Annotated in this window: 15 protein-coding genes and 1 riboswitch; of the genes, 7 read left to right on the plus strand and 8 right to left on the minus strand. The window is 73.4% G+C overall.

Features of this window, described 5'->3' with window-relative positions; genetic code table 11:
* Positions 1-936 (minus strand): carboxyl transferase domain-containing protein (locus tag G6R25_RS11050; RefSeq protein ID WP_272871450.1); only part of this gene is annotated, 936 nt, incomplete at its 3' end.
* A gap of 357 nt (positions 937-1293) precedes the next feature.
* Complete coding sequence (locus tag G6R25_RS11055; RefSeq protein WP_235948028.1) at positions 1294-2493, minus strand: DUF5925 domain-containing protein; 1200 nt, start codon at positions 2491-2493, stop codon at positions 1294-1296.
* A 321-nt stretch (positions 2494-2814) separates the two neighbouring features.
* Between G6R25_RS11055 and G6R25_RS11060 the strand changes: the two genes are divergently transcribed.
* From G6R25_RS11060 to G6R25_RS11080, 5 genes are all read left to right on the plus strand, one after another.
* Complete coding sequence (locus G6R25_RS11060) at positions 2815-3552, plus strand: DUF3710 domain-containing protein (RefSeq protein WP_163552905.1); 738 nt, start codon at positions 2815-2817, stop codon at positions 3550-3552.
* A gap of 207 nt (positions 3553-3759) precedes the next feature.
* The gene (gene cobM / locus G6R25_RS11065; protein WP_163552906.1) at positions 3760-4593 is read left to right on the plus strand and encodes a precorrin-4 C(11)-methyltransferase; all 834 of its coding nucleotides are present in this window, start codon (positions 3760-3762) and stop codon (positions 4591-4593) included.
* Positions 4590-5507: a cobalt-precorrin-6A reductase gene (locus tag G6R25_RS11070; RefSeq protein ID WP_235948031.1), complete on the plus strand. Its 918-nt coding sequence runs from the start codon at positions 4590-4592 to the stop codon at positions 5505-5507. Before cobM ends, G6R25_RS11070 begins: the two co-directional genes overlap by 4 nt.
* Before the next feature lie 64 nt (positions 5508-5571).
* A complete protein-coding gene (locus G6R25_RS11075; RefSeq protein WP_163552907.1) occupies positions 5572-6159 on the plus strand; it encodes a PadR family transcriptional regulator in 588 nt (195 codons plus the stop codon).
* Positions 6160-6410: 251 nt separating this feature from the next.
* Positions 6411-7904, plus strand: coding sequence for an MFS transporter (locus G6R25_RS11080; protein ID WP_163552908.1), 1494 nt, complete (start codon positions 6411-6413; stop codon positions 7902-7904).
* Positions 7905-7953: 49 nt separating this feature from the next.
* Here G6R25_RS11080 and G6R25_RS11085 read toward each other — a convergent pair whose 3' ends face one another.
* From G6R25_RS11085 to G6R25_RS11095, 3 genes are read right to left on the minus strand one after another with little or no spacing between them, the layout of a single operon-like run.
* Complete coding sequence (locus tag G6R25_RS11085) at positions 7954-9615, minus strand: precorrin-2 C(20)-methyltransferase (RefSeq protein ID WP_163552909.1); 1662 nt, start codon at positions 9613-9615, stop codon at positions 7954-7956.
* Positions 9612-10256, minus strand: a complete 645-nt coding sequence (locus tag G6R25_RS11090) for a precorrin-8X methylmutase (RefSeq protein WP_205447048.1) — start codon at positions 10254-10256, stop codon at positions 9612-9614. The genes G6R25_RS11085 and G6R25_RS11090 overlap by 4 nt, the downstream gene beginning before the upstream one ends.
* 11 nt (positions 10257-10267) lie before the next feature.
* Entirely contained in the window at positions 10268-11713 is a 1446-nt protein-coding gene (locus G6R25_RS11095; protein WP_235948034.1) for a nitrite/sulfite reductase, read from the minus strand.
* Between the two features lie 127 nt (positions 11714-11840).
* A riboswitch (cobalamin riboswitch) is annotated at positions 11841-12008 on the plus strand.
* Positions 12009-12157: 149 nt separating this feature from the next.
* Between G6R25_RS11095 and G6R25_RS11100 the strand changes: the two genes are divergently transcribed.
* Positions 12158-15988, plus strand: a complete 3831-nt coding sequence (locus tag G6R25_RS11100) for a cobaltochelatase subunit CobN (RefSeq protein ID WP_205447051.1) — start codon at positions 12158-12160, stop codon at positions 15986-15988.
* A gap of 214 nt (positions 15989-16202) precedes the next feature.
* Positions 16203-17045 carry a response regulator transcription factor gene (locus G6R25_RS11105; RefSeq protein ID WP_235948037.1) on the plus strand — a complete coding sequence of 281 codons (843 nt, stop codon included), beginning with the start codon at positions 16203-16205 and terminating at the stop codon, positions 17043-17045.
* Positions 17046-17066: 21 nt separating this feature from the next.
* On the opposite strand, the gene G6R25_RS11110 is transcribed toward G6R25_RS11105, so the two are convergent.
* Genes G6R25_RS11110 through G6R25_RS30340 form a run of 3 tightly spaced genes read right to left on the minus strand, consistent with a single transcriptional unit; the run spans position 17067 to position 18810 of the window.
* Positions 17067-17588: a MerR family transcriptional regulator gene (locus tag G6R25_RS11110; RefSeq protein ID WP_235948039.1), complete on the minus strand. Its 522-nt coding sequence runs from the start codon at positions 17586-17588 to the stop codon at positions 17067-17069.
* A 5-nt stretch (positions 17589-17593) separates the two neighbouring features.
* Positions 17594-18418 (minus strand): FAD-dependent monooxygenase, encoded by an 825-nt coding sequence (locus tag G6R25_RS11115; protein WP_235948042.1) that lies wholly within the window; start codon positions 18416-18418, stop codon positions 17594-17596.
* A gap of 59 nt (positions 18419-18477) precedes the next feature.
* Complete coding sequence (locus G6R25_RS30340; RefSeq protein ID WP_163552913.1) at positions 18478-18810, minus strand: RNA-guided endonuclease InsQ/TnpB family protein; 333 nt, start codon at positions 18808-18810, stop codon at positions 18478-18480.
* Between the last annotated feature and the right edge of the window lie 67 nt (positions 18811-18877).

An 18877-nucleotide genomic window follows, 5' to 3' on the forward strand; every position in this document is an offset into this window, starting at 1 on the left:
GTAGAGGCCGGCCGGGTCCACTGCGGGCTCCTCGACCGGCTCAACCGTCCACGGCTGGGGCACGCGCGGCGCCAGGCTCGCCACGATCGACCGGACGATCCGCAGGGCGTGCGGGTCGTCCTCGGCCAGGTGGTCGGTCACCCCCGAGGTGCGCGCGTGCAGCAGGCCGCCGCCTAGCTCCTCGGCCGTCACCACCTCGCCGGTCGCGGCCTTCACCAACGGCGGGCCGCCCAGGAAGATCGTCCCCTGGTCGCGGACGATGACCGTCTCGTCCGCCATCGCGGGGACGTAGGCGCCGCCGGCCGTGCAGGACCCCAGCACCGCGGCGATCTGGGCGATGCCGAGCGACGACATCCGCGCCTGGTTGTAGAAGATGCGCCCGAAATGCTCCCGATCCGGGAAGACCTGGTCCTGCAACGGCAGGAAGGCCCCGCCCGAATCCACCAGATAGATGCAGGACAGCCGATTGTGCAGCGCGACCTCCTGCGCGCGCAGATGCTTCTTCACCGTCAGCGGGTAATAAGTTCCGCCCTTCACAGTGGCGTCGTTGGCGACGACCACGCATTCCCGCCCGGCGACCCGCCCGATCCCGGTGATGATGCCCGCCCCTGGCACCGGGTCGTCGTAGAGCCCGTTCGCGGCGAGTGAGGAGAGCTCCAGGAAGGGACTGCCACGGTCGAGCAGCGCGTCGACACGGTCCCGGGGCAGCAGCTTGCCGCGGGCGACGTGCCGCGCCCGGGCCGGCTCCGAACCGCCGACGGCCGCGACGGCCAGTCGCTCCTGCAGATCGGTCACGGCGTGCCAGTGCCCCTCGGCGTTGCGCCGAGCCTGCTCGCCGGTGGCATCAACCCGACTGGTCAGGGCCGGCATCGCCGAGGCGCGACGCACCTCCGCGGACCGCCGCCCGGCGATGGAACCGGAACGCACCGCCGCCACAATCACTCCCCACAAAGGTGAACACGACATTGCCAAATGTGGCGTTCACCCAGGTCGGCGCACACCAACCCGAGACGCCCGCGGCCGCATCGGAAGGTGCTCGCACATACAGACATGACCCCTGTCACAACCGAACCCGCCGATACCGTTCTACCCACTATCGAGCTGAAATGCACAGGTTGTCCCCACTGCGGCTTACCTTATCGGCGGTCGCTCGGTACGATTCGGCCCATCGGGTGCCGGGATCTGCGGCGCCCATCGTAAAGGACGCTCACCGGCACACTAACGTTGCCCGCCCCGGCCGCACGGTTCCTCCAGGTGTCGGGGCCGCCCGGGTATACCCGGGCGGCCCTCACCTCACAGGTAGAGGCCGTGGCGGGTGTCGGCGGCGCTGGGGCGGGGCAGGCCGCGGCCGTCGCGCAGGGCGAACAGCTCCGCGAGGGTCATCGTCGAACCGACCCCGTCGGCGGAGCCGAGCCAGGACACGGCCTCGGCGTGGGGCAGGGCGCCCACCTCGATCTGCGCCAGGCAGCGGCCCGGCCGGACGACAGCGGGGTGCAGCCGGAACAGGTCCTCGTTCGTGGTCAGCGCGACGAGCACCTCCCGGCCCTGGCCGACGAGCCCGTCGGTGAGGTTGAGCAACCGCGACAGCTGCTGCCCGGCGGAGCCGCGGCCGTCCCCGCGGATCAGCTCGTCGCAATCCTCGATCACCAGCAGCCGCCAGCGACGGACACTGGGCTGCCCCATCCGGTCGCCCTCGCCGCCGTCATTTCCCCCGACGGCGTCCCCGACCACGTCACCGAGACCACCGGAGCCGTCGAGACCACCGGAGCCGTCGTCGGAGTCACCGGAATCGCTGTCGGGGTCCCCGTCGTCGTCGAAGCCGATCGCGACCTCCATCAGGTACGCCGGGTCGGCGAACAGCGACTCCGGGTCGAGCACGCAGTCGACCTGGCACCAGGAACGCCACTCGTTGGCGAGCGCGCGCAGCACCGTCGTCTTCCCCGTCCCGGCCGGTCCGTGCAGCAGGATCAGCCGGCCCAGCACATTGTCGCGGCGGATCGCCATCAGCTTGTCGAGGGAGTCCCGCGCCGCCGAGGCGTAGTTGCCGCGGATCGACGACCACCTCGTCGTCGCAGTCCGCCGGCTGCTCCGGATCGGCCCACGCTGGCCGGACAGGTACCAGAAACCCATGCTGACGGAGCTGTCCGAGCCGGTCTCGGCCACGGACGAGCGCAGCACGTCCTCGAGCACACCGCGGGCGAGCTGCTCGCTGACTGCGGTCACGGTGACCTCGCCGCCACCGCCGCGCCAGCGCACGGACCGCACCGTCCAACCTTCTCCCACCGCAAGGCGGGAATCTCGTGACTCTTCAACGACGGAGCGCAACACTCGCGCTCCGGATGGCAACAGGGTCGCTCCGGGGCCGAGCCGATCCACTCGCGCACTGCGAGCCCACGGCTGTTCACCGGTCGTGAAGGGAGCGAGCGCGAGCGCGTCGACGACGTCGTAAGGGGTGTCCGAGTCGTCGAGGCCGACGACAAACGGGAGCTTCATCCCCCCGCTCAGCGACTCGGAGACCGTCCAGGACTTGAGCAGCGACGCTTTCTGGCTGGGAACTGACGCATCCTCGATGGTCCCGGACTCGTCGGGATTCGACCATCCCGTTACGCGATTTAGGCCGGTACGTCACGCCATTCGAGAGTCGTCACCCGCCGCGGACGGTGTCAGCAGGCCGTCGGTGACCTCCATCGGGGCGCATCCGAGCAGGTTGCGAGGTCGGCAGGTGCGAACACCGACTTCGCGGCACCGCGGTCGGCGCGCCTACCTACCGTCACACCTCACCCACTACAAGCTCCGGGATGGAGGTGGTCGGCGATGCTGGGTGGGCGAGGCATCCACGGACGGCGACGTGGCGTCACGCGAGTCGGCGAGCTCGGCCGGATCCGCGCCCGGCACGGCGACACCGAGGCATCGACCGAACCCGACCTGGACGTCCCGAATACCCTGAACGTCCCGAATACCCCGGACGTCGCGGGACCCTACGACGTTGCCGCGCGGCCCGACGACGGCCGGCAGCGGGCGGACTTCGGCGCACTGCTGATCCCGCGCGTCGCCGGCACCTGGATCCGACTGTCCCTCGACGGGCCGGTGCAGGCGCTGGTCGCGACCGACGGCTCCTCCGCCCTGGAGCTGTCCGCGCTGGCCGCGCCTCGTGGGCAGCAGCTGTGGGCCGCGATCTGCGCGGACCTGCTCGCAGCGACAGCTCCGGACGACCCCGATGCCTGCCGGCCCGGCCCGCGCGGGCCCGAGCTGCACCTGCCGATCGACGTCGGGTCCGGCCCGGTACCCACCCGAATCGTCGGCATCGACGGGCCGCGGTGGTTCCTCTGCGCGGTCTTCACCGGGCCGGCGGCCACCGATCCGGCGACGGCGCCCGCGCTCGACGAGCTTCTCGCCGCGACGGTCGTGGTGCGGGGAGACGCGCCGATGCCCGTCCGCGAGCCGATCCCGCTGACCACGCCCGATGGCAGGGGCGAGCGCATCATCGAGGTCCCGGCCCAGCGAGCGGCTCCCGAGATCATGACCCTGGGTCTGCCGCGGCCGCGCGCCTGAGGTTTCAGGGCGATCTGGATGCCGCGGGCGGCGACCGCTCGGCGCGATCCGGGGATCCGCCCCGGCCGGGCTGCTAGCGTGGCCGGTTGTGTCAAGCACCCCGCGGCGGCCCGCCGGCACCGCGGGCGGCGCCCTCAAGCCCGCCACCGCCACCGCCGCTCGTTCCGCGGCGGCGGACGGTCCCGCGGCCCGGGTTTGCGAGCGCGGATGACCGTGCACTTCATCGGCGCGGGCCCCGGCGCCGCCGATCTCATCACCGTGCGTGGGCGGGATCTGGTCGCCTCCTGCCCGGTCTGCCTGTACGCCGGCAGCCTCGTCCCCGCCGAGCTGCTGTCCCACTGCCCGCCCGGCGCGCGGCTCGTCGACACAGCCCGGATGACCCTCGACGCGATCACGGCCGAGCTGTGCGCCGCCGACACCGCCGGTCACGACGTCGCCCGCCTGCACTCCGGCGACCCGTCCCTGTACAGCGCGCTGGCCGAGCAGATGCGCCGGCTGGACGCGGCGGGCGTCCCCTACGACGTGACCCCCGGGGTGCCGGCGTTCGCCGCCGCCGCCGCGTCACTACGCCGGGAGCTGACGGTGCCCGGCGCCGCCCAGAGCGTCGTGCTGACCCGCACGGCCGTGCTGTCCAGCCCGATGCCACCCGGTGAGGACCTGGCCACCCTCGGCCGGTCCCGGGCGACGCTCGTGCTGCACCTGGCCGTGCACCGCATCGAGACGCTGGTCGAGGAGCTCGTGCCCAGCTACGGACCGGACTGTCCGGCGGCCGTGGTGGCGTGGGCGAGCCGGCCGGACGAGGTGGTGCTGCGCGGCACGCTCGCCGACATCGCCGCCCAGTCCCGGGCCGCCGGCCTCACGAAGACCGCCGTGATCATCGTCGGCCAGGCGCTGGCCGCGGCGGGTTTCCGCGACAGCTTCCTGTACTCGCCGCAGCGCTTCGCCCCCGACGGCTGCCAGCCCGCCCCCGCCACGGGCTGGTCATCGGTGCCCGGAGATCTCGACCCGGCCAACTCCGCCAACTCGGCCGACCCACGGTGAGCAGCACCGACCGGACAGGACCCGCGACGCCCCCGGTGGCACGAGCCCCGCTGCGGGTGTTACTGCTGGGAGGCACCGGCGAGGCCCGCCGGCTGGCCCTCGCCCTTACCGAGGTCGGTGGGTTCGACGTCGTCTATTCGCTGGCCGGGCGGGTGCGCGAGCCGCAGGTACCGCCGTCCTGCCGGGTCCGGATCGGCGGGTTCGGCGGTCCGGCCGGCCTCGCCGAGCAGCTACGCTCCGAGCGGATCAACGCGCTGGTCGACGCCACCCACCCGTTCGCCGCCCGGATGAGCGCCTCCACCGCGACGGCCGCGGCGGCCACCGGCGTGCCGCTGCTGGTCCTGCGCCGTCCCGGCTGGCAGGCCCAGCCCGGCGACGACTGGCGCCGGGTGCCGTCCCTGCCCGCCGCCGCGGACCTGATCGACCGCTTCGTTCCGTCCCAGCGTGGTTCATCCCGGTGTGGTGTGGCCGACGATCCCACCCCGCGGGTGTTCCTGACCACCGGGCGCAGCAACCTCGCGCTGTTCGCCGGGCTGCACCGTCCCTGGTTCCTGGCCCGCTGCGTCGAGGCCCCCACCGGCGCGCTGCCACCGCGGCTCAGGGTGATCCTCGACCGGGGCCCGTTCGACGTGGCCGGGGAGACGGAACTGCTGCGCCGACACGCCATCGACGTCCTCGTCACCAAGGACAGCGGCGGCGCGATGACTGCCGCCAAGCTCGCCGCCGCCCGTGATCTCGGCCTGCCCATCGTCATGGTGGACCGCCCGTCCACCCCGTCCGGATTCCCGGTGGTGTCCGACATCGGCCCCGCGACACACTGGCTGATCGGCCTCGCCAGCCCCGGACGGATCGAATCCCACGACGGCCCGCAGGCCGGCCCTGCCGCCGCATCCTGGAGATCCACCCTGTCGTAACGCCGCTGTCGTGAGGGTCTGAGCGGGAGCTGGAGCCGGAGCCGCCCGTGCAACGATGCCTCACATGAGCGTTGACCCGACCCGGTTGCTCGTGCTGGGCGCGGCACGTCAGGAACAGCCAGCGACTGGCTACGCCATCATGCGCGAGTTGATCAGCTGGAGAGTCCAGGACTGGGCCAGCGTGAACCCGGGTTCGATCTACGGCGCGTTGCGCGCGCTGGTCAAGGACGGATTTCTCGTCGAGGACTTCGACTCGGTCTCGAAGCCCGGCAAGGCCCACAGAAACAGCACCAAGTACCGCCTCACCGACGAGGGCGAGTCGGCATTCACGGACCTGCTCCGCAGCGCCCTGTGGGAAGTCAGCCCATACCGGACGGCATCCTTCATGGCAGCGCTGTGCTTCCTGGTCAACCTCACTCGCGACGAGGTGACCGCTGCCATCGAGGAGCGAATCGCCCGTTTGGAAAGTCACCTACGGCAGTTCGAGTTCGACGAGAAGCAGGTACTTCTCGACAGTGACACCAAGCCTCCGCACTCCGTGGAGTTCGTGAAGCTCGCTGCCGGTCGACTCCAAGGCGAACTCACCTTCGCGCACACCCTGCTCGAACGCCTCCGCGCCGGCAGCTACACATTCGTCGGCGAGAGCAAGTAGCACCCGCTCCACCGCGGTGGTGAACCGCCGGTCGGCCACCGCCTTCGCCAGGGCGGCGCCGCCGAGCTCGCGCCACAGCCCGTCAAGCAGCCACGTCCCGCCGATCGGACGGGCGTCGGTGACCTCCGGCCCCTCCGGCCCCCCGGCCACCCCGACCTCCCCGGAGCCGGCGGGTGCAGCCACCGCACCAGGTTGACATCCAGCATTCAAAGGCGAATGTTCACCGATGAACAATCCTGGGAGGAGCATCGGTGTCACAGACCTACGCCAGCACCCGTGACCACCACACCCACCCCCGAGCCTGGCTGATCCTCGCCCTGATCCTGTGCGCGGAGATCATGGACCTGCTCGACAGCACCATCGTCAACGTGGCCGCGCCGAGCATCGCTCGCGACCTGCACTCGAGCACCACGGCACTGCAGTGGATCACTGGCGGTTACTCGCTGACCTTCGCCGCGTTCCTGATCGCCGGCGCCCGTCTCGGTGACCGCTTCGGGCGTCGAACCCTGTTCCTGGTCGGTGCGTGGGGCTTCGTTATGTGCTCGGCGCTCTGCGCCGTCGCGCCCGACACCTCAACACTCATCGCCGGACGACTGCTGCAGGGCGCCACCGCCGCGCTGCTGGTCCCGCAGGGCCTCGGACTCCTGCACGCCACGTTCAGTCCAAGCGACCAGGGCAAGGCGTTCTCGATCTTCGGTCCCGTGGTCGGACTCGCCGCCGTCGTCGGGCCCGTCCTCGTCGGCGTCCTCGTCGACGCCGACCTTTTCGGGACGGGCTGGCGCCTGGTCTTCCTGATCAACCTGCCGATCGGCGTCCTTGCCGCGACCGGCACGACTCGTATCCTCCCGCAGTCGCGGCTGGAATCCGCCCCGCGCCTCGACGTCGTCGGGATCCTCCTCGTCAGCGTCGCAGCGGCACTCGTCACCTATCCCCTGATTCAGGGGCGAGAAGCAGGCTGGCCCGCGTGGATCTACGCCATGATCGCAGGCGGATTCATCACCCTCGGAGCGCTCGTGTTCTGGACACGAAGGCGAATTCGGGGACACCGAGAGCCGCTGGTACAGCCGGCAATCTTCAAGCACCGGGGATTCTCCGGAGATGTGATCCTGACGCTGATCTTCTTCGGTGGCTCCTTCGGTGTGGGACTCGCCCTCACCTTGTTCCTGCAACTCGGCCGGGGCTTCTCCCCCATCCACGCCGGTCTCACCGCCACACCGTTCGCACTCGGGTCCTCGGTTGGCGCCGTCGTCGGTGCTGCCGTGCTCGCCCCCAAGCTCGGACGCAACACCCTCCAACTCGGCAACGTCCTCCAGGGCGCGGGCCTCGTTCTGACCCTGGTGGTACTCGCCCACACCGGGATGCACGTCACCAGTTGGGACCTCGTTGGACCGCTGCTGCTGTGGGGCATCGGCCTGGGACTCGTGATCGCACCGCTGTTCGACTTCGTCCTCGCAGCCCTCAACGAAGACGAGGTCGGATCCGGATCCGGCGTTCTCAACGCCCTACAGCAGCTAGGTATCGCGATCGGCGTCGCCATCATCGGCACGGTCTTCTTCTCCATATTGAACAGCCACGCCGATGCCACTGGCCACCCGGGATACCTTGCGGGTTTCGAACGCAGCCTCCAGGTCGGACTGGGCATCACGGCCGCGGTCTGCCTCCTGACGTTCCTGCTGCCAGGCAAAGCCCGCGAGATGGACGAAGCGCCGGCGCCTGAGGTCGAGGTGACCTCGACGTACGTGTGATCGGCGACGTCCAGCAATGCAACGCTACCCGCGGGTTACAGCCCGCACCTCACGGTGCCGGGTAGCGGCGTGGGGTGAAGACGAGGTCGCGGCCGGTGCCGCGGCGGACGATGCGCGTGGTCGAGGAACCGATGAGCAGCAGGCAGCGCATGTCGACGCCGGCCGGGTCGAGGTCGCCGAGGGTCGTCACGGTGACGGTCTCGGTAGGCCCGCCGACGTCACGCCCGATCACCACCGGGGTGTCCGGCGCGCGGTGGTCCAGCAGCGCCGCGCGGGCCCGCTCGAGCTGCTCACGGCGCGTCCGCGACGCCGGGTTGTAGATGGCCAGGACGAGGTCGGCCGCGGCGGCGGCGCGCAGCCGCCGCTCGATGACCTCCCATGGCTTGAGCCGGTCGGACAGCGACAGCACGCAGAAGTCGTGGCCGAGTGGCGCCCCGACCCGGCTCGCCACCGCCTGAGCGGCGGTCAGGCCGGGCACGACCCGCACGTCGACGTCGGCGAAACGCGGCTGCGCCGCGGCCTCGACGACCGCGGTCGCCATCGCGAAGACACCGGGGTCACCGGAGGACACCACGGCGACGTTCGCCCCGCCGGCGGCCAGTTCCAGGGCGAGCTCGGCGCGCTCCGCCTCGACCGTGTTGCCCGACGAGTGCCGGCGCTGGCGCGGATCGGCGGGGACCCGGTCGAGGTAGGGGCCGTAGCCGATGAGATCGTCGGCGGCGGCGAGCGCGGCGGCGGCCTGCGGGGTCACCCAGTCCTGCGCGCCGGGGCCGAGCCCGACCACGACGACCTCGCCCGCAGGCGGCGTGGCCGGCTGGCTTGTGGACGTGGCCGGCTGGCTCGCGGGACCCGCGAGTACCCAGTCGGCCTGGCCGGCGCGCAGCGGCGCCGGATCGTCCGGGCCGCGCACCGGGCTCGGCAGCACGGCCAGGGAAAAGTAGGGCACGGTCGCCGGGTCGACCTCGCCGAGCGGGGCGATCCGCTGGCCGGCGGTCGTCGCCCGTTCGACGTACCAGGTGTCGGCGAGCCGGCCGGCGTCGGTGAAGGCGTCGCGGACCCCGGGGAAGGTCCGGCCCATCTTGAGCACGACCGCGGTGTCGGTGCCGGCGATGCGCTCGGCGAGGATCCCCGGCGCCAGCGTGCCCGGCAGCACGGTGAGTACCTCGTTGCCCTCCACCAGCGGGCGGCCGAGCACCGCGCAGCCCGCCGACAGCGACGTCACCCCGGGCACCACCTCGGTCGGGTAACGGTCGGCGAGTCGGCGGTGCAGGTGGATGAACGAGCCGTAGAAGAACGGGTCGCCCTCGCTGAGGACGACGACGCCCCGCCCGGCGTCGAGGTGGACCGCCAGCCGCTTGGCGCAGTCCTCGTAGAACTCGTCGATCGCCCCCCGGTAACCGCCGGGATGGTTGGTCGTCTCCGTGGTGACGGGGTAGACCAGCGCCTCCTCGATCTGGTCGCCGCGCAGGTGGGTCGCGGCGATCGAGCGGGCGATGCTGCGCCCGTGCCGGGCGCTGTGGTAAGCGATCACGTCGGCGTCGTGGATGAGGCGGGCGGCCCGCAGCGTCATCAGCTCGGGATCACCGGGGCCGACGCCGACGCCCCACAGCCGACCCACCGGGCTGGCCGCCGCGGTCGGGGCGACGGCCGAGGACACAGCCGAGGTCTCGGTCGGAGCGGGCTCGATGGCCGGCTCGCGCGGATCGCTCATTCCTGCTCGCTCGCGATCGCGTTGACGGCGGCGACCGCCATCGCGCTGCCGCCGCGCCGGCCGTGCACGACGAGGAACTCCAGGCCGGCGGGGTCGTCGACGAGCGCCTGCTTCGACTCGGCCGCGCCGATGAACCCCACCGGCACGCCGAGGACAGCCGCCGGCCGCGGCGCACCGGCCGCGACGAGTTCCAGCAGCCGGAACAGGGCCGTCGGGGCGTTGCCGATCGCGACGACGGCGTCGGCGAGCCGGTCGGCCCACAGGTCGACGGCCGCGGCACTGCGGGTGGTGGCGAGCTCCGCGGCGAGCCCCGGCACCCGCGGATCGCCGAGCAGGCACAGCACCTCGTTGTCGGCGGGCAGCCGGCGGCGGGTCACCCCCGCGGCGACCATCTGGGCGTCGCAGAGCACCGGCGCGCCGGCCAGCAGGGCCGTCCGCGCGGCGGCGACGACCCCCGGGCTGAACGCGAGATCGTCGACGAGGTCGACCATGCCGCAGGAGTGGATCATGCGGACAGCGACCCGGGCGACGTCGGCGGGCAACCCGTCGAGGCGGGCCTCGGCCCGGATCGTCGCGAACGAGCGACGGTAGATCTCCGCGCCGTCCCGGACGTAGTCGGGACGCGACGTTCCCGCCGCCATCGCCACCTCCATCAACGAGCCTCCCGTCCATCCCGACGCAGGCGGGCAACCGACCGCTGCGCCGCCACCACGTCGACGAGCACGTCCCAGTCGACGGCCGACACCTCGCCCGGGCGGGCGCCCTCCGACCAGAGCACCAGCGCCGCGCTGCCGGCGCGGCGCTGGATCCGGTAGCCGATGGTGTCGGCGACCACCTCGACCACCTCGCCGGCGGGCTGGCCGCACCGGCGGGCGCAGCCCGACCAGTGCACGGGCAGCCGATCCCGACGGTGCCGCGGGCCGCCGTCCGACGTGCCGGACCGCACCCGGGCGCTGCCTGCCCCCGCCGACCGGCCGGCGTCGCGGCGGACGTCGGCGAGCGCCTTGGCGCATCCCGGCCACCCGGCGCAGCTCGTGACACCGACCCAGCCCGAGTCCGCGTCGACCACGAGCCCCATGGCGGCCAGCCGATCCGACCCCCGCGCCACCGCAGCGGCGTCGAGGTCGCGTAGCACGACCGACCGCCACGGCGTCACCATCACCCGGCCGTCACCGTCGGCGTCGGCGATCGCGGCGAGCAGGTCGAGCTGGTCGGCGCGCAGCCGCCCGAGCGGGACGAGCGCGGTCAACGCCCATCGGCCGTCCCGCTGCCGGTGCCGGCCCGGCCGGGCGCCCGGCGGTCCGCTGCCGGTACCGACATCGGCTGCGACCCCGGCGCCGAACCGGCCCACGTCGACGATCGAGAGGACATCCCCGGTAGGGCCGGGCCCGGTCTTCGCGGCGGCCCGGGCGGCGGCCGCAGCCGCTTCGAGCAGGCGGTCCCGCCCGGCGGGCAGCTCGGCGACGCGCCAGGCGGCCGCGGCGGCGCCCCCGGCGGCGCGGACGTCGAGGAGGGCCTGGGCGGCGGCGAGCAGCGCGGGCACGGCGGCGCTGCTCGCCAGCCGCAGCGCGTCCGCCCCGCCCGCGACGAGCAGCAGGATCTGCCCCGCCGGCTGGGCCCGCAGGGCGAGATCGGCGGGCAGACCGGCCAGGTCCCCGCTGCCGTCGTCGACGGCGAACAGCATCCGGCCGGGGAGATCGGCAAGCTTCGGATCGGCGCACAGCCCACGGTCGAGCTCGTCGACGAGCGGGGCGATGTCGCGGACGCCCGCGCCGGCGCGCCCGGACAGCGGGGAGCCGACGATGTTGCGGACCCGCTCGTGGGTGGCCGACGGCAGCAGCCCGACCGACCGCACCCGGGTGGCAAGCACCGCGGCGGCGCCGTCGGCGAGGCCGCGAAGCTGCACGTTCCCGCGGGAGGTCAGCTCCGCAGCGCCGTCGGCGACGTCCCGGGCACACCCTGCGACCATCCGCGCCGCGGCGCTGTCGAGGGCACCGCCGGGGATGCGCAGCCGGGCCAGCGCGCCGTCCGCGGCCGGATGGGTCCGCAGCACACCGGGGCACGCGTCGCGGACACGCTCCCGCGGGCTGGTGGACACCGGCGGAGCATACGTGGCCTGCCCGGGATCTGACGGTTGATCGTCGGTCTTGCCGATATCCGCACAGCGCTTGACAGACCCCGCGCCAGCTCTGCGATTGTGAGGCTGCCACGAGCGGCGAACGGCGAGGAAGTCCGGTGCGAATCCGGCGCGGTCCCGCCACCGTCACCGGGGAGCGGACCCCAACGGAAGGCCACTGGCACGGGCAGCCTGCCCGTGCCGGGAAGGCCGGGGCGAGCGTGCGCCGCGGGAGCTTTCCCAGTCCTGTCAGTGCGGATCCGGGAGCCGGGATACTCGCTTCGCCCGCGACGGGCACGGCCTGTCCCGGCTTCGGCCACGGGCGCGCCCGCGCGGCGCAGTCGCGCCGCAGGACGCGCCACCCCGCCGGGATGCCGCCCGGCACCGGCCGACTGACGCGGGGCGCGGAACCCCGGGAAAGGCACCATGATGACCCCTGCGCGGAGCTCCTCACCCGATCCGGCCGAGGGCGAGCTCGACGCCGTCGTCCTGCTGCTGTCGACGTCCGACACCGACCTGCTTTCCGCACGGGCCAGCGGCGCCCGCTACCGACTCGCCAACCCGGCCCGCCTCGACGTCACCGACCGCACTGATCTCAACGAGCTGACCGACGGCGTCGACGTGGTCGTCGTGCGCATCCTCGGCGGACGGCGGATGTGGGAGGAGGGCCTGGCCGCCCTGCTCGCCGGGCCGCGGCCGGTGGTCGTCCTCGGCGGCGAACGGGCCCCGGACGCGGAGCTCATGGCCATCTCCACGGTGCCGGCGGGCATCTGCGCCGAGGCGCACGCCTACCTCGCCGAGGGTGGCCCGGCGAACCTCGGCGAGCTGCACCGCTTCCTCGCCGACACGCTGCTGCTCACCGGCGGCGGGTTCGCCCCGCCGGTGACGACGCCGGCCTGGGGCGTGCTCGACCGGGACGCCCCGGACGGCAAGGCCGGCCCGGTGATCGGGGTGTTGTACTACCGGGCGCATCACGTCGCCGGCAACACGATGTTCGTGGAGGAGCTGTGCGCCGCGGTCGAGCGGGCCGGCGGCGCGGCGTTGCCGGTGTACTGCGCGTCGCTGCGCACCGCCGAGCCGGCGCTGCTCGCCACGCTGGGCCGGGCCGACGCCCTGGTCGTCACGGTCCTCGCCGCCGGCGGCAGCCAGCCAGCGCGGGCCGCCGCCGGCGGGGATGACGAGGCGTGGGACGTCGGGGCGCTGGCAGCGCTGGACATCCCGATCCTGCAGGGGCTATGCCTGACCGGCGGCCGGGCGGCGTGGGCGGACTCCGACGACGGGCTGTCGCCGCTGGACGCCGCCACCCAGGTCGCGATCCCCGAGTTCGACGGCCGTCTGATCACCGTACCATTCTCCTTCAAGGAGGTCGGCGCCGACGGGCTGACCAGCTACGTCGCCGACCCCGAGCGGGCCGACCGGGTCTCCGGCATCGCGGTGGCGCACGGCCGGCTGCGCCACGTCGCGCCGCCCGAGCGGCGGGTCGCGCTGATGCTGTCGGCGTACCCGACGAAGCACTCCCGGATCGGCAACGCCGTGGGCCTCGACACCCCGGCGAGCACGGTGCGGCTGCTGCGGGAGATGCGCGCCGCCGGGTACGACATCGGCCCCGACGACGGCCCGGACGCCTTGGCGGGGGTCGCCGCGCAGGACGGCGACGCCCTCATCCACTCGATCATCGCCGCCGGCGGGCAGGACCCGGCGTGGCTGAGCGCGGCGCAGCTCGCCGGCAACCCGGTGCGGATCTCCGCGGCGGACTACCGGGCCTGGTACGACACGCTGCCCGCCGACCTGCGGGGCAGCGTCGAGCGGCACTGGGGCCCGCCGCCGGGCGAGCTGTACGTCGACCGCAGCCGCGACCCGGGCGGCGAGATCGTCCTCGCCGCCCTGCGCGCCGGCAACGTGGTGCTGCTGGTCCAGCCGCCGCGCGGCTTCGGGGAGAACCCCGTCGCGATCTACCACGATCCGGACCTGGCGCCCAGCCACCACTACCTCGCCGCCTACCGCTGGCTCGCCGCACCGCCCGCGGAGGGCGGGTTCGGCGCGCATGCCGTCGTCCACCTCGGCAAGCACGGCACGCTGGAGTGGCTGCCCGGCAAGACGGTGGGGATGAGCGCGTCCTGCCCGACGGACGCCGCCCTCGGCAACCTGCCGCTGATCTACCCGTTCCTCGTCAACGACCCCGGCGAGGGCACGCAGGCGAAACGGCGGGCGCACGCCACCCTGGTCGACCATCTCATCCCACCGATGGCCCGCGCCGAAAGCTACGGCGACCTGGCCCGCCTGGAGCAGCTCCTCGACGAGCACGCCTCGATCGCGGCGATGGACCCGGCGAAGCTGCCGGCGATCCGCGCCCAGATCTGGACGCTCGTCCAGGCCGCCCGCCTCGACCACGACCTGGGCCTGGCGGACCGCCCGCACGACGCCGAGTTCGACGACTTCCTGCTGCACGTCGACGGCTGGCTGTGCGAGGTCAAGGATGCGCAGATCCGCGACGGGCTGCACGTGCTCGGCGTCGCCCCGACCGGCCAGGCGCGGGTCAACCTGGTTCTCGCGATGCTGCGCGCCCGGCAGATGTGGGGCGGCCAGCGGACGTTGCCGGGCCTGCGGGAGGCTCTCGGCCTCGCCGAGGACGACACGGCCCCCCGCGGCGACGTCGACGCCGCCGAACGCACCGCGCTCGCCCTGGTCACCGCGATGGAGGACCGCGGCTGGGCGCCCGAAGCCGTCCCCGCCGCCCTCGACGCCGTCCTGCCGACCGCACCCCATCCCGAGCCCGATCCCGCAGCCGGTCCCGGTCCCGGTCCCGAGCCCGAGCCCGAGCCCGATTCTGCTGCCGATCCCGCAGCCGATTCTGCTGCCGCCGACCCGACCGACCCGGATCCGCGGCGGGAGGCGGTCGGCGCGGTGCTGCGCTTCGCCGCCACCGAGATCGTGCCGCGCCTCGACCGGACCACCGACGAGATCACCAGCGTCCTGCATGCCCTCGACGGCGGCTACATCCCGGCCGGCCCCAGCGGGTCTCCGCTGCGCGGCCTGGTCAACGTGCTGCCCACCGGCCGCAACTTCTACTCCGTCGACCCGAAGGCGGTGCCCAGCCGGCTGGCCTGGGAGACCGGCCAGGCGATGGCGACGTCGCTGCTGGACCGTTACCGCGCCGACACCGGTGACTGGCCGGAGTCGGTCGGGCTGTCCGTCTGGGGCACCAGTGCGATGCGCACGTCCGGCGACGACGTCGCCGAGGTGCTCGCCCTGCTCGGCATCCGGCCCGTCTGGGACGACGCGTCGCGCCGGGTCAGCGGGCTGGAACCGATCGGCCTGGCGGAGCTCGGCCGCCCGCGCATCGACGTGACCGTGCGCATCAGCGGGTTCTTCCGCGACGCGTTCCCGCACGTGGTCGCGATGCTCGACGACGCGGTGCGGATGGCCGCCGCCCTCGACGAACCCGACGGCGACAACCACGTCCGCGCCCACGCCCACGCGGACCTGGCCACCCACGGCGACGAGCGGCGGGCCACGCTGCGCATCTTCGGATCGAAGCCCGGGGCGTACGGCGCCGGGCTGCTGCCGCTGATCGACAGCCGCAACTGGCGCGACGACGCCGACCTCGCCGAGGTCTACGCCACCTGGGGTGGCTACGCCTACGGCCGCGGCGTCGACGGCACCCCTGCCCGCGCGGACATGGAGGCCGCCTACCGGCGCATCGCGGTGGCCGCGAAGAACGTCGACACCCGCGAGCACGACATCGCCGACTCCGACGACTACTTCCAGTACCACGGCGGGATGGTCGCGACGGTACGCGCCCTGACCGGCCGGGCGCCCGCCGTCTACATCGGCGACAGCACCCGCCCCGAGGCCGTGCGCACCCGGACCCTGACCGAGGAGACCTCCCGGGTCTTCCGCGCCCGGGTCGTCAACCCCCGCTGGCTGGCGGCGATGCGCCGGCACGGCTACAAGGGCGCGTTCGAGATGGCCGCGACCGTCGACTACCTGTTCGGCTACGACGCCACCGCCGGCGTCGTAGCCGACTGGATGTACGAGCGGCTCGCCGAGACCTACGCCCTCGACGCCGACAGCCAGAAGTTCTTCGCCGAGTCCAACCCCTGGGCGCTGCACGGCATCACCGAACGGCTGCTGGAGGCCGCCGCCCGCGGCCTGTGGCAGCACCCGCAGGCCGCCACCCTCGACGCCCTGCAGGAGCTCTACCTTCGCACCGAAGGCGACCTGGAGGACGGCCCCGCCGGCGGCGGGCCGGCCTGACCCGATCGGGCCGGGCTCGCCCGCCCGCAGCGGGCGGACCTGCGGTACCCCCGTCCGGGGCCGTTCGGCCACCTGTCGGATGTGCCGAATGGCATGTCGGGAGCCGGCACGGGCCTTGCCAGCCCTGGTGTTGCGCGACGGATCGGCCCGGGGGGTCCTGGTCCGGATGGGCCCCGAAGGGGACAACCAGCCCGGATCCGGGAAAATAACCAAGGTGCGGACGACACTTCTGCTCGTGGGGGACGAGGCCGCTCTGCGGCGTGACCTGGTGCCCGCCCTGCTCGGCGAGGGTTACGGCGTCGAGACGGCCGGAACCGGCGAGCAGGCGCTCGCCCTGCTGGCCGCATGCGGCGCGCATCTGGTGCTGACCTGCCTGCCCCTGGCCACCGACATGCCGTGGCTGGACGAGCTGGTGTTCGGCCCGGCCGGCGATGCCCGGTCCGATCCGGACGGCCCGGGTGGGGCCGCCGTGCTGATGGACGGCCTGGAGTTCTGCCGCCGGCTGCGCGCCGCCGGCGACGTCCCCCTCGTCGCCGTCGCCGACCGGCTGGACCCGACCGGCGTCGTCGCGGCCCTGGAGGCCGGTGCCGACGACTACGTCACCGCTCCCCCGGTCACCCCGGAGGTGCTGGCGAGGCTGCGGGCCCTGCTGCGCCGGGTCCATCCGGGGCAGGCGACGGCGAGCGCGCTGAGCGTCGGCGACCTGCAGATTCGCCCGGCCGAGGGGGTTGTGAGCCGGCGCGGCGAGGACCAGCACCTGACCCGCACCGAGTTCCGGTTGCTGTGCGAACTCGCCGTGGCGGACGGCCGGGCCGTCACCCGCCAGCAGCTCCTGGAACGGATCTGGGGCTACGACTACTTCGGCGGGGCGCGGATGCTCCACGTCCACGTCCACGTCCGCCGGCTGCGCCGCAAGGTGGAGGTGGATCCGTCCGCCCCGACCCACATCCTCACCGTGCGCGGCATCGGCTACCGCGTCTGCTCGGTGCCGAGCCCGGTGCCGGTCTCAACAGCCTCAACAGGCCCGGCCGTCCCCGGCGCACTGGCTACCCGCTGACGGTCGATGCGGCCCCGCGCGTCAGCGGTCGATCCGCTCCTGGTAAAAGGCGATCTTCTTGTCGATGGCGACAAGGTTGCGCTGGACCTCGTCGAGACGCTCCAGCACCCGGCGGCGATGCTCGGTGAGCAGCGCCAACCGGACGTAGCGGGCCATCTCCCGGATCGGCATGCCGGTCAGCCGCAGCCGGGTCAGGAAGGTGACCCAGCGGATGTCGCCGGCGGTGTAACGACGGTGGTGCGACGTGGCCCGGGCGACCGGGTCGCGCATCAGCCCGGCGCGTTCGTAGTAGCGCAGCGTGTGGGTGCTGACGCCGGTGGCCGCAGCGGCCTCGGCGATCGTCAGGGTGCCGGCGCCGTCCTCGCCCGCCAGCGGGTCGGACACCGGCTCGCCGCAGGCGGCGTGGACCGGGTCACCCGCCTCGACCACGCCCGCCGGCTCCGCTCGCGGCGGCACCTGGCGAAGCGGGGCCTGTCGGGGCGAAGCCTGTTGGGGCGGGATGGTCGGGCTGGACGTCGTCGCGGGTGCTTCGAGCGTGGCCATGACCCTCACGCTAAGACCTGGAGCACACTCCAAGTCAAAACCCCCGCGATTCGCCCCTGGTGACGCGGACGGTCAGGAACGGGCGCGGCCGGCGGAGTCGGGCAGGTCGGATGCCCGCAGCGGCGCGGACACGAGGCCGACGAGGAAGCGGTCGGGTCGGATGAGCGCGATCGGGAGCGGCCGGCGGGTGCGCAGCAGCGTGCCGTCGAGGTCCTCGACCGCCGGGCAGGAGACGTCGCTGACGGCCCGCAGACCGCCGGGGCGACGACGGTGAGCGCGGTGGCGGCCCGCCGGTCGGCCCAGTCCCGCGCGGTGGGGTCCATCCCGGCGGTCGGGTCGACCCCACGGCCGATCAGCGCCCAGCCGTCGGTGAGCAAATCGTCGAGGCGGATGATGCGGCCGTCCAGGGTGCGCAGCCGCGGGTTCGGCAGGATCTGCCCGGCGGCGGGGCGGGTGCCGGCGACGCCTCGGGGTAGCCGCGGCCTCGGCCGGGCCACGCCGCTCCGAAGCGCATGGCGCACGCCGGGGGCGTGATCGAGGGTGACCATCGCCGCCCGGGTGAGCCGGGACAGGCGCGGGTTCGTCGTCTGCACGACCCGGCCGACCCGCAGGGCCGCGGACGTCATCGCCGCCACGTGCGGCCGGCGTTCGCGCTCGTAGGCGTCGAGCAGCTCCTCGCCGGCGAGACCGTCGACGACCTCGGCGAGGCGCCAGGACAGCGCGGCGGCGTCGCGCAGCCCGGCACCCAGGCCCTGGCCGGCGAACGGCGGCATGCTGTGCGCGGCGTCCCCTGCGAGCAGAACCCGCCCGACCCGCCAGCGCGCGGCCATCCGGGCATGGAACGTTTGGCTTCCTCCCCCTCGTGAACGAGGGGGATTCCCGGTGGCGGTCATGCCGCCTTCCCGGGTGGTTGACGCTTCGCCGTCCCCGGCAACCCGGAGATCTCCACGTCCATGGACGACAGTCCAGCCGCCCTGATGTTCAGACTTGCGTTGGTATCCGCGTTCCCCGACCAGCCACACGACGTGCACAGAAATGTTGCCTGGTCGGGACGGGACACCCGGTCGACGCACCCGCAGACATGACAGCGCTGCGACGTGTACGACGCCGGCACCCTCACCAGCACCCCACCCGCGCGAGCCGTCTTATAGGCGAGATACGCGCCGATACGCCCCCATGCGGCGTTCAGGATCGACCGGTTCAGCCCGGCTTTCTGCCGCACCTTCCGCCCAGGGCCGCGCGAAGGTCACTTTCCGTGCTGACTGGTTACTCTAGGTTGTGAGGAATGT

The sequence above is a fragment of the Candidatus Frankia alpina genome, assembly GCF_902806485.1.
Classification (GTDB): domain Bacteria; phylum Actinomycetota; class Actinomycetes; order Frankiales; family Frankiaceae; genus Frankia; species Frankia alpina.

Excerpts from the sequence above, each read along its gene's own strand:
- G6R25_RS11055 (WP_235948028.1), bottom strand. The coding sequence starts at position 2,493 with ATGAAGCTCCCGTTTGTCGTCGGCCTCGACGACTCGGACACCCCTTAC.
- G6R25_RS11060 (WP_163552905.1), top strand. The coding sequence starts at position 2,815 with ATGCTGGGTGGGCGAGGCATCCACGGACGGCGACGTGGCGTCACGCGA.
- cobM (WP_163552906.1), top strand. The coding sequence starts at position 3,760 with ATGACCGTGCACTTCATCGGCGCGGGCCCCGGCGCCGCCGATCTCATC.
- G6R25_RS11075 (WP_163552907.1), top strand. The coding sequence starts at position 5,572 with ATGAGCGTTGACCCGACCCGGTTGCTCGTGCTGGGCGCGGCACGTCAG.
- G6R25_RS11085 (WP_163552909.1), bottom strand. The coding sequence starts at position 9,615 with ATGAGCGATCCGCGCGAGCCGGCCATCGAGCCCGCTCCGACCGAGACC.
- G6R25_RS11090 (WP_205447048.1), bottom strand. The coding sequence starts at position 10,256 with ATGGCGGCGGGAACGTCGCGTCCCGACTACGTCCGGGACGGCGCGGAG.
- G6R25_RS11100 (WP_205447051.1), top strand. The coding sequence starts at position 12,158 with ATGATGACCCCTGCGCGGAGCTCCTCACCCGATCCGGCCGAGGGCGAG.
- G6R25_RS11110 (WP_235948039.1), bottom strand. The coding sequence starts at position 17,588 with ATGGCCACGCTCGAAGCACCCGCGACGACGTCCAGCCCGACCATCCCG.
- G6R25_RS11115 (WP_235948042.1), bottom strand. The coding sequence starts at position 18,418 with ATGGCCGCGCGCTGGCGGGTCGGGCGGGTTCTGCTCGCAGGGGACGCC.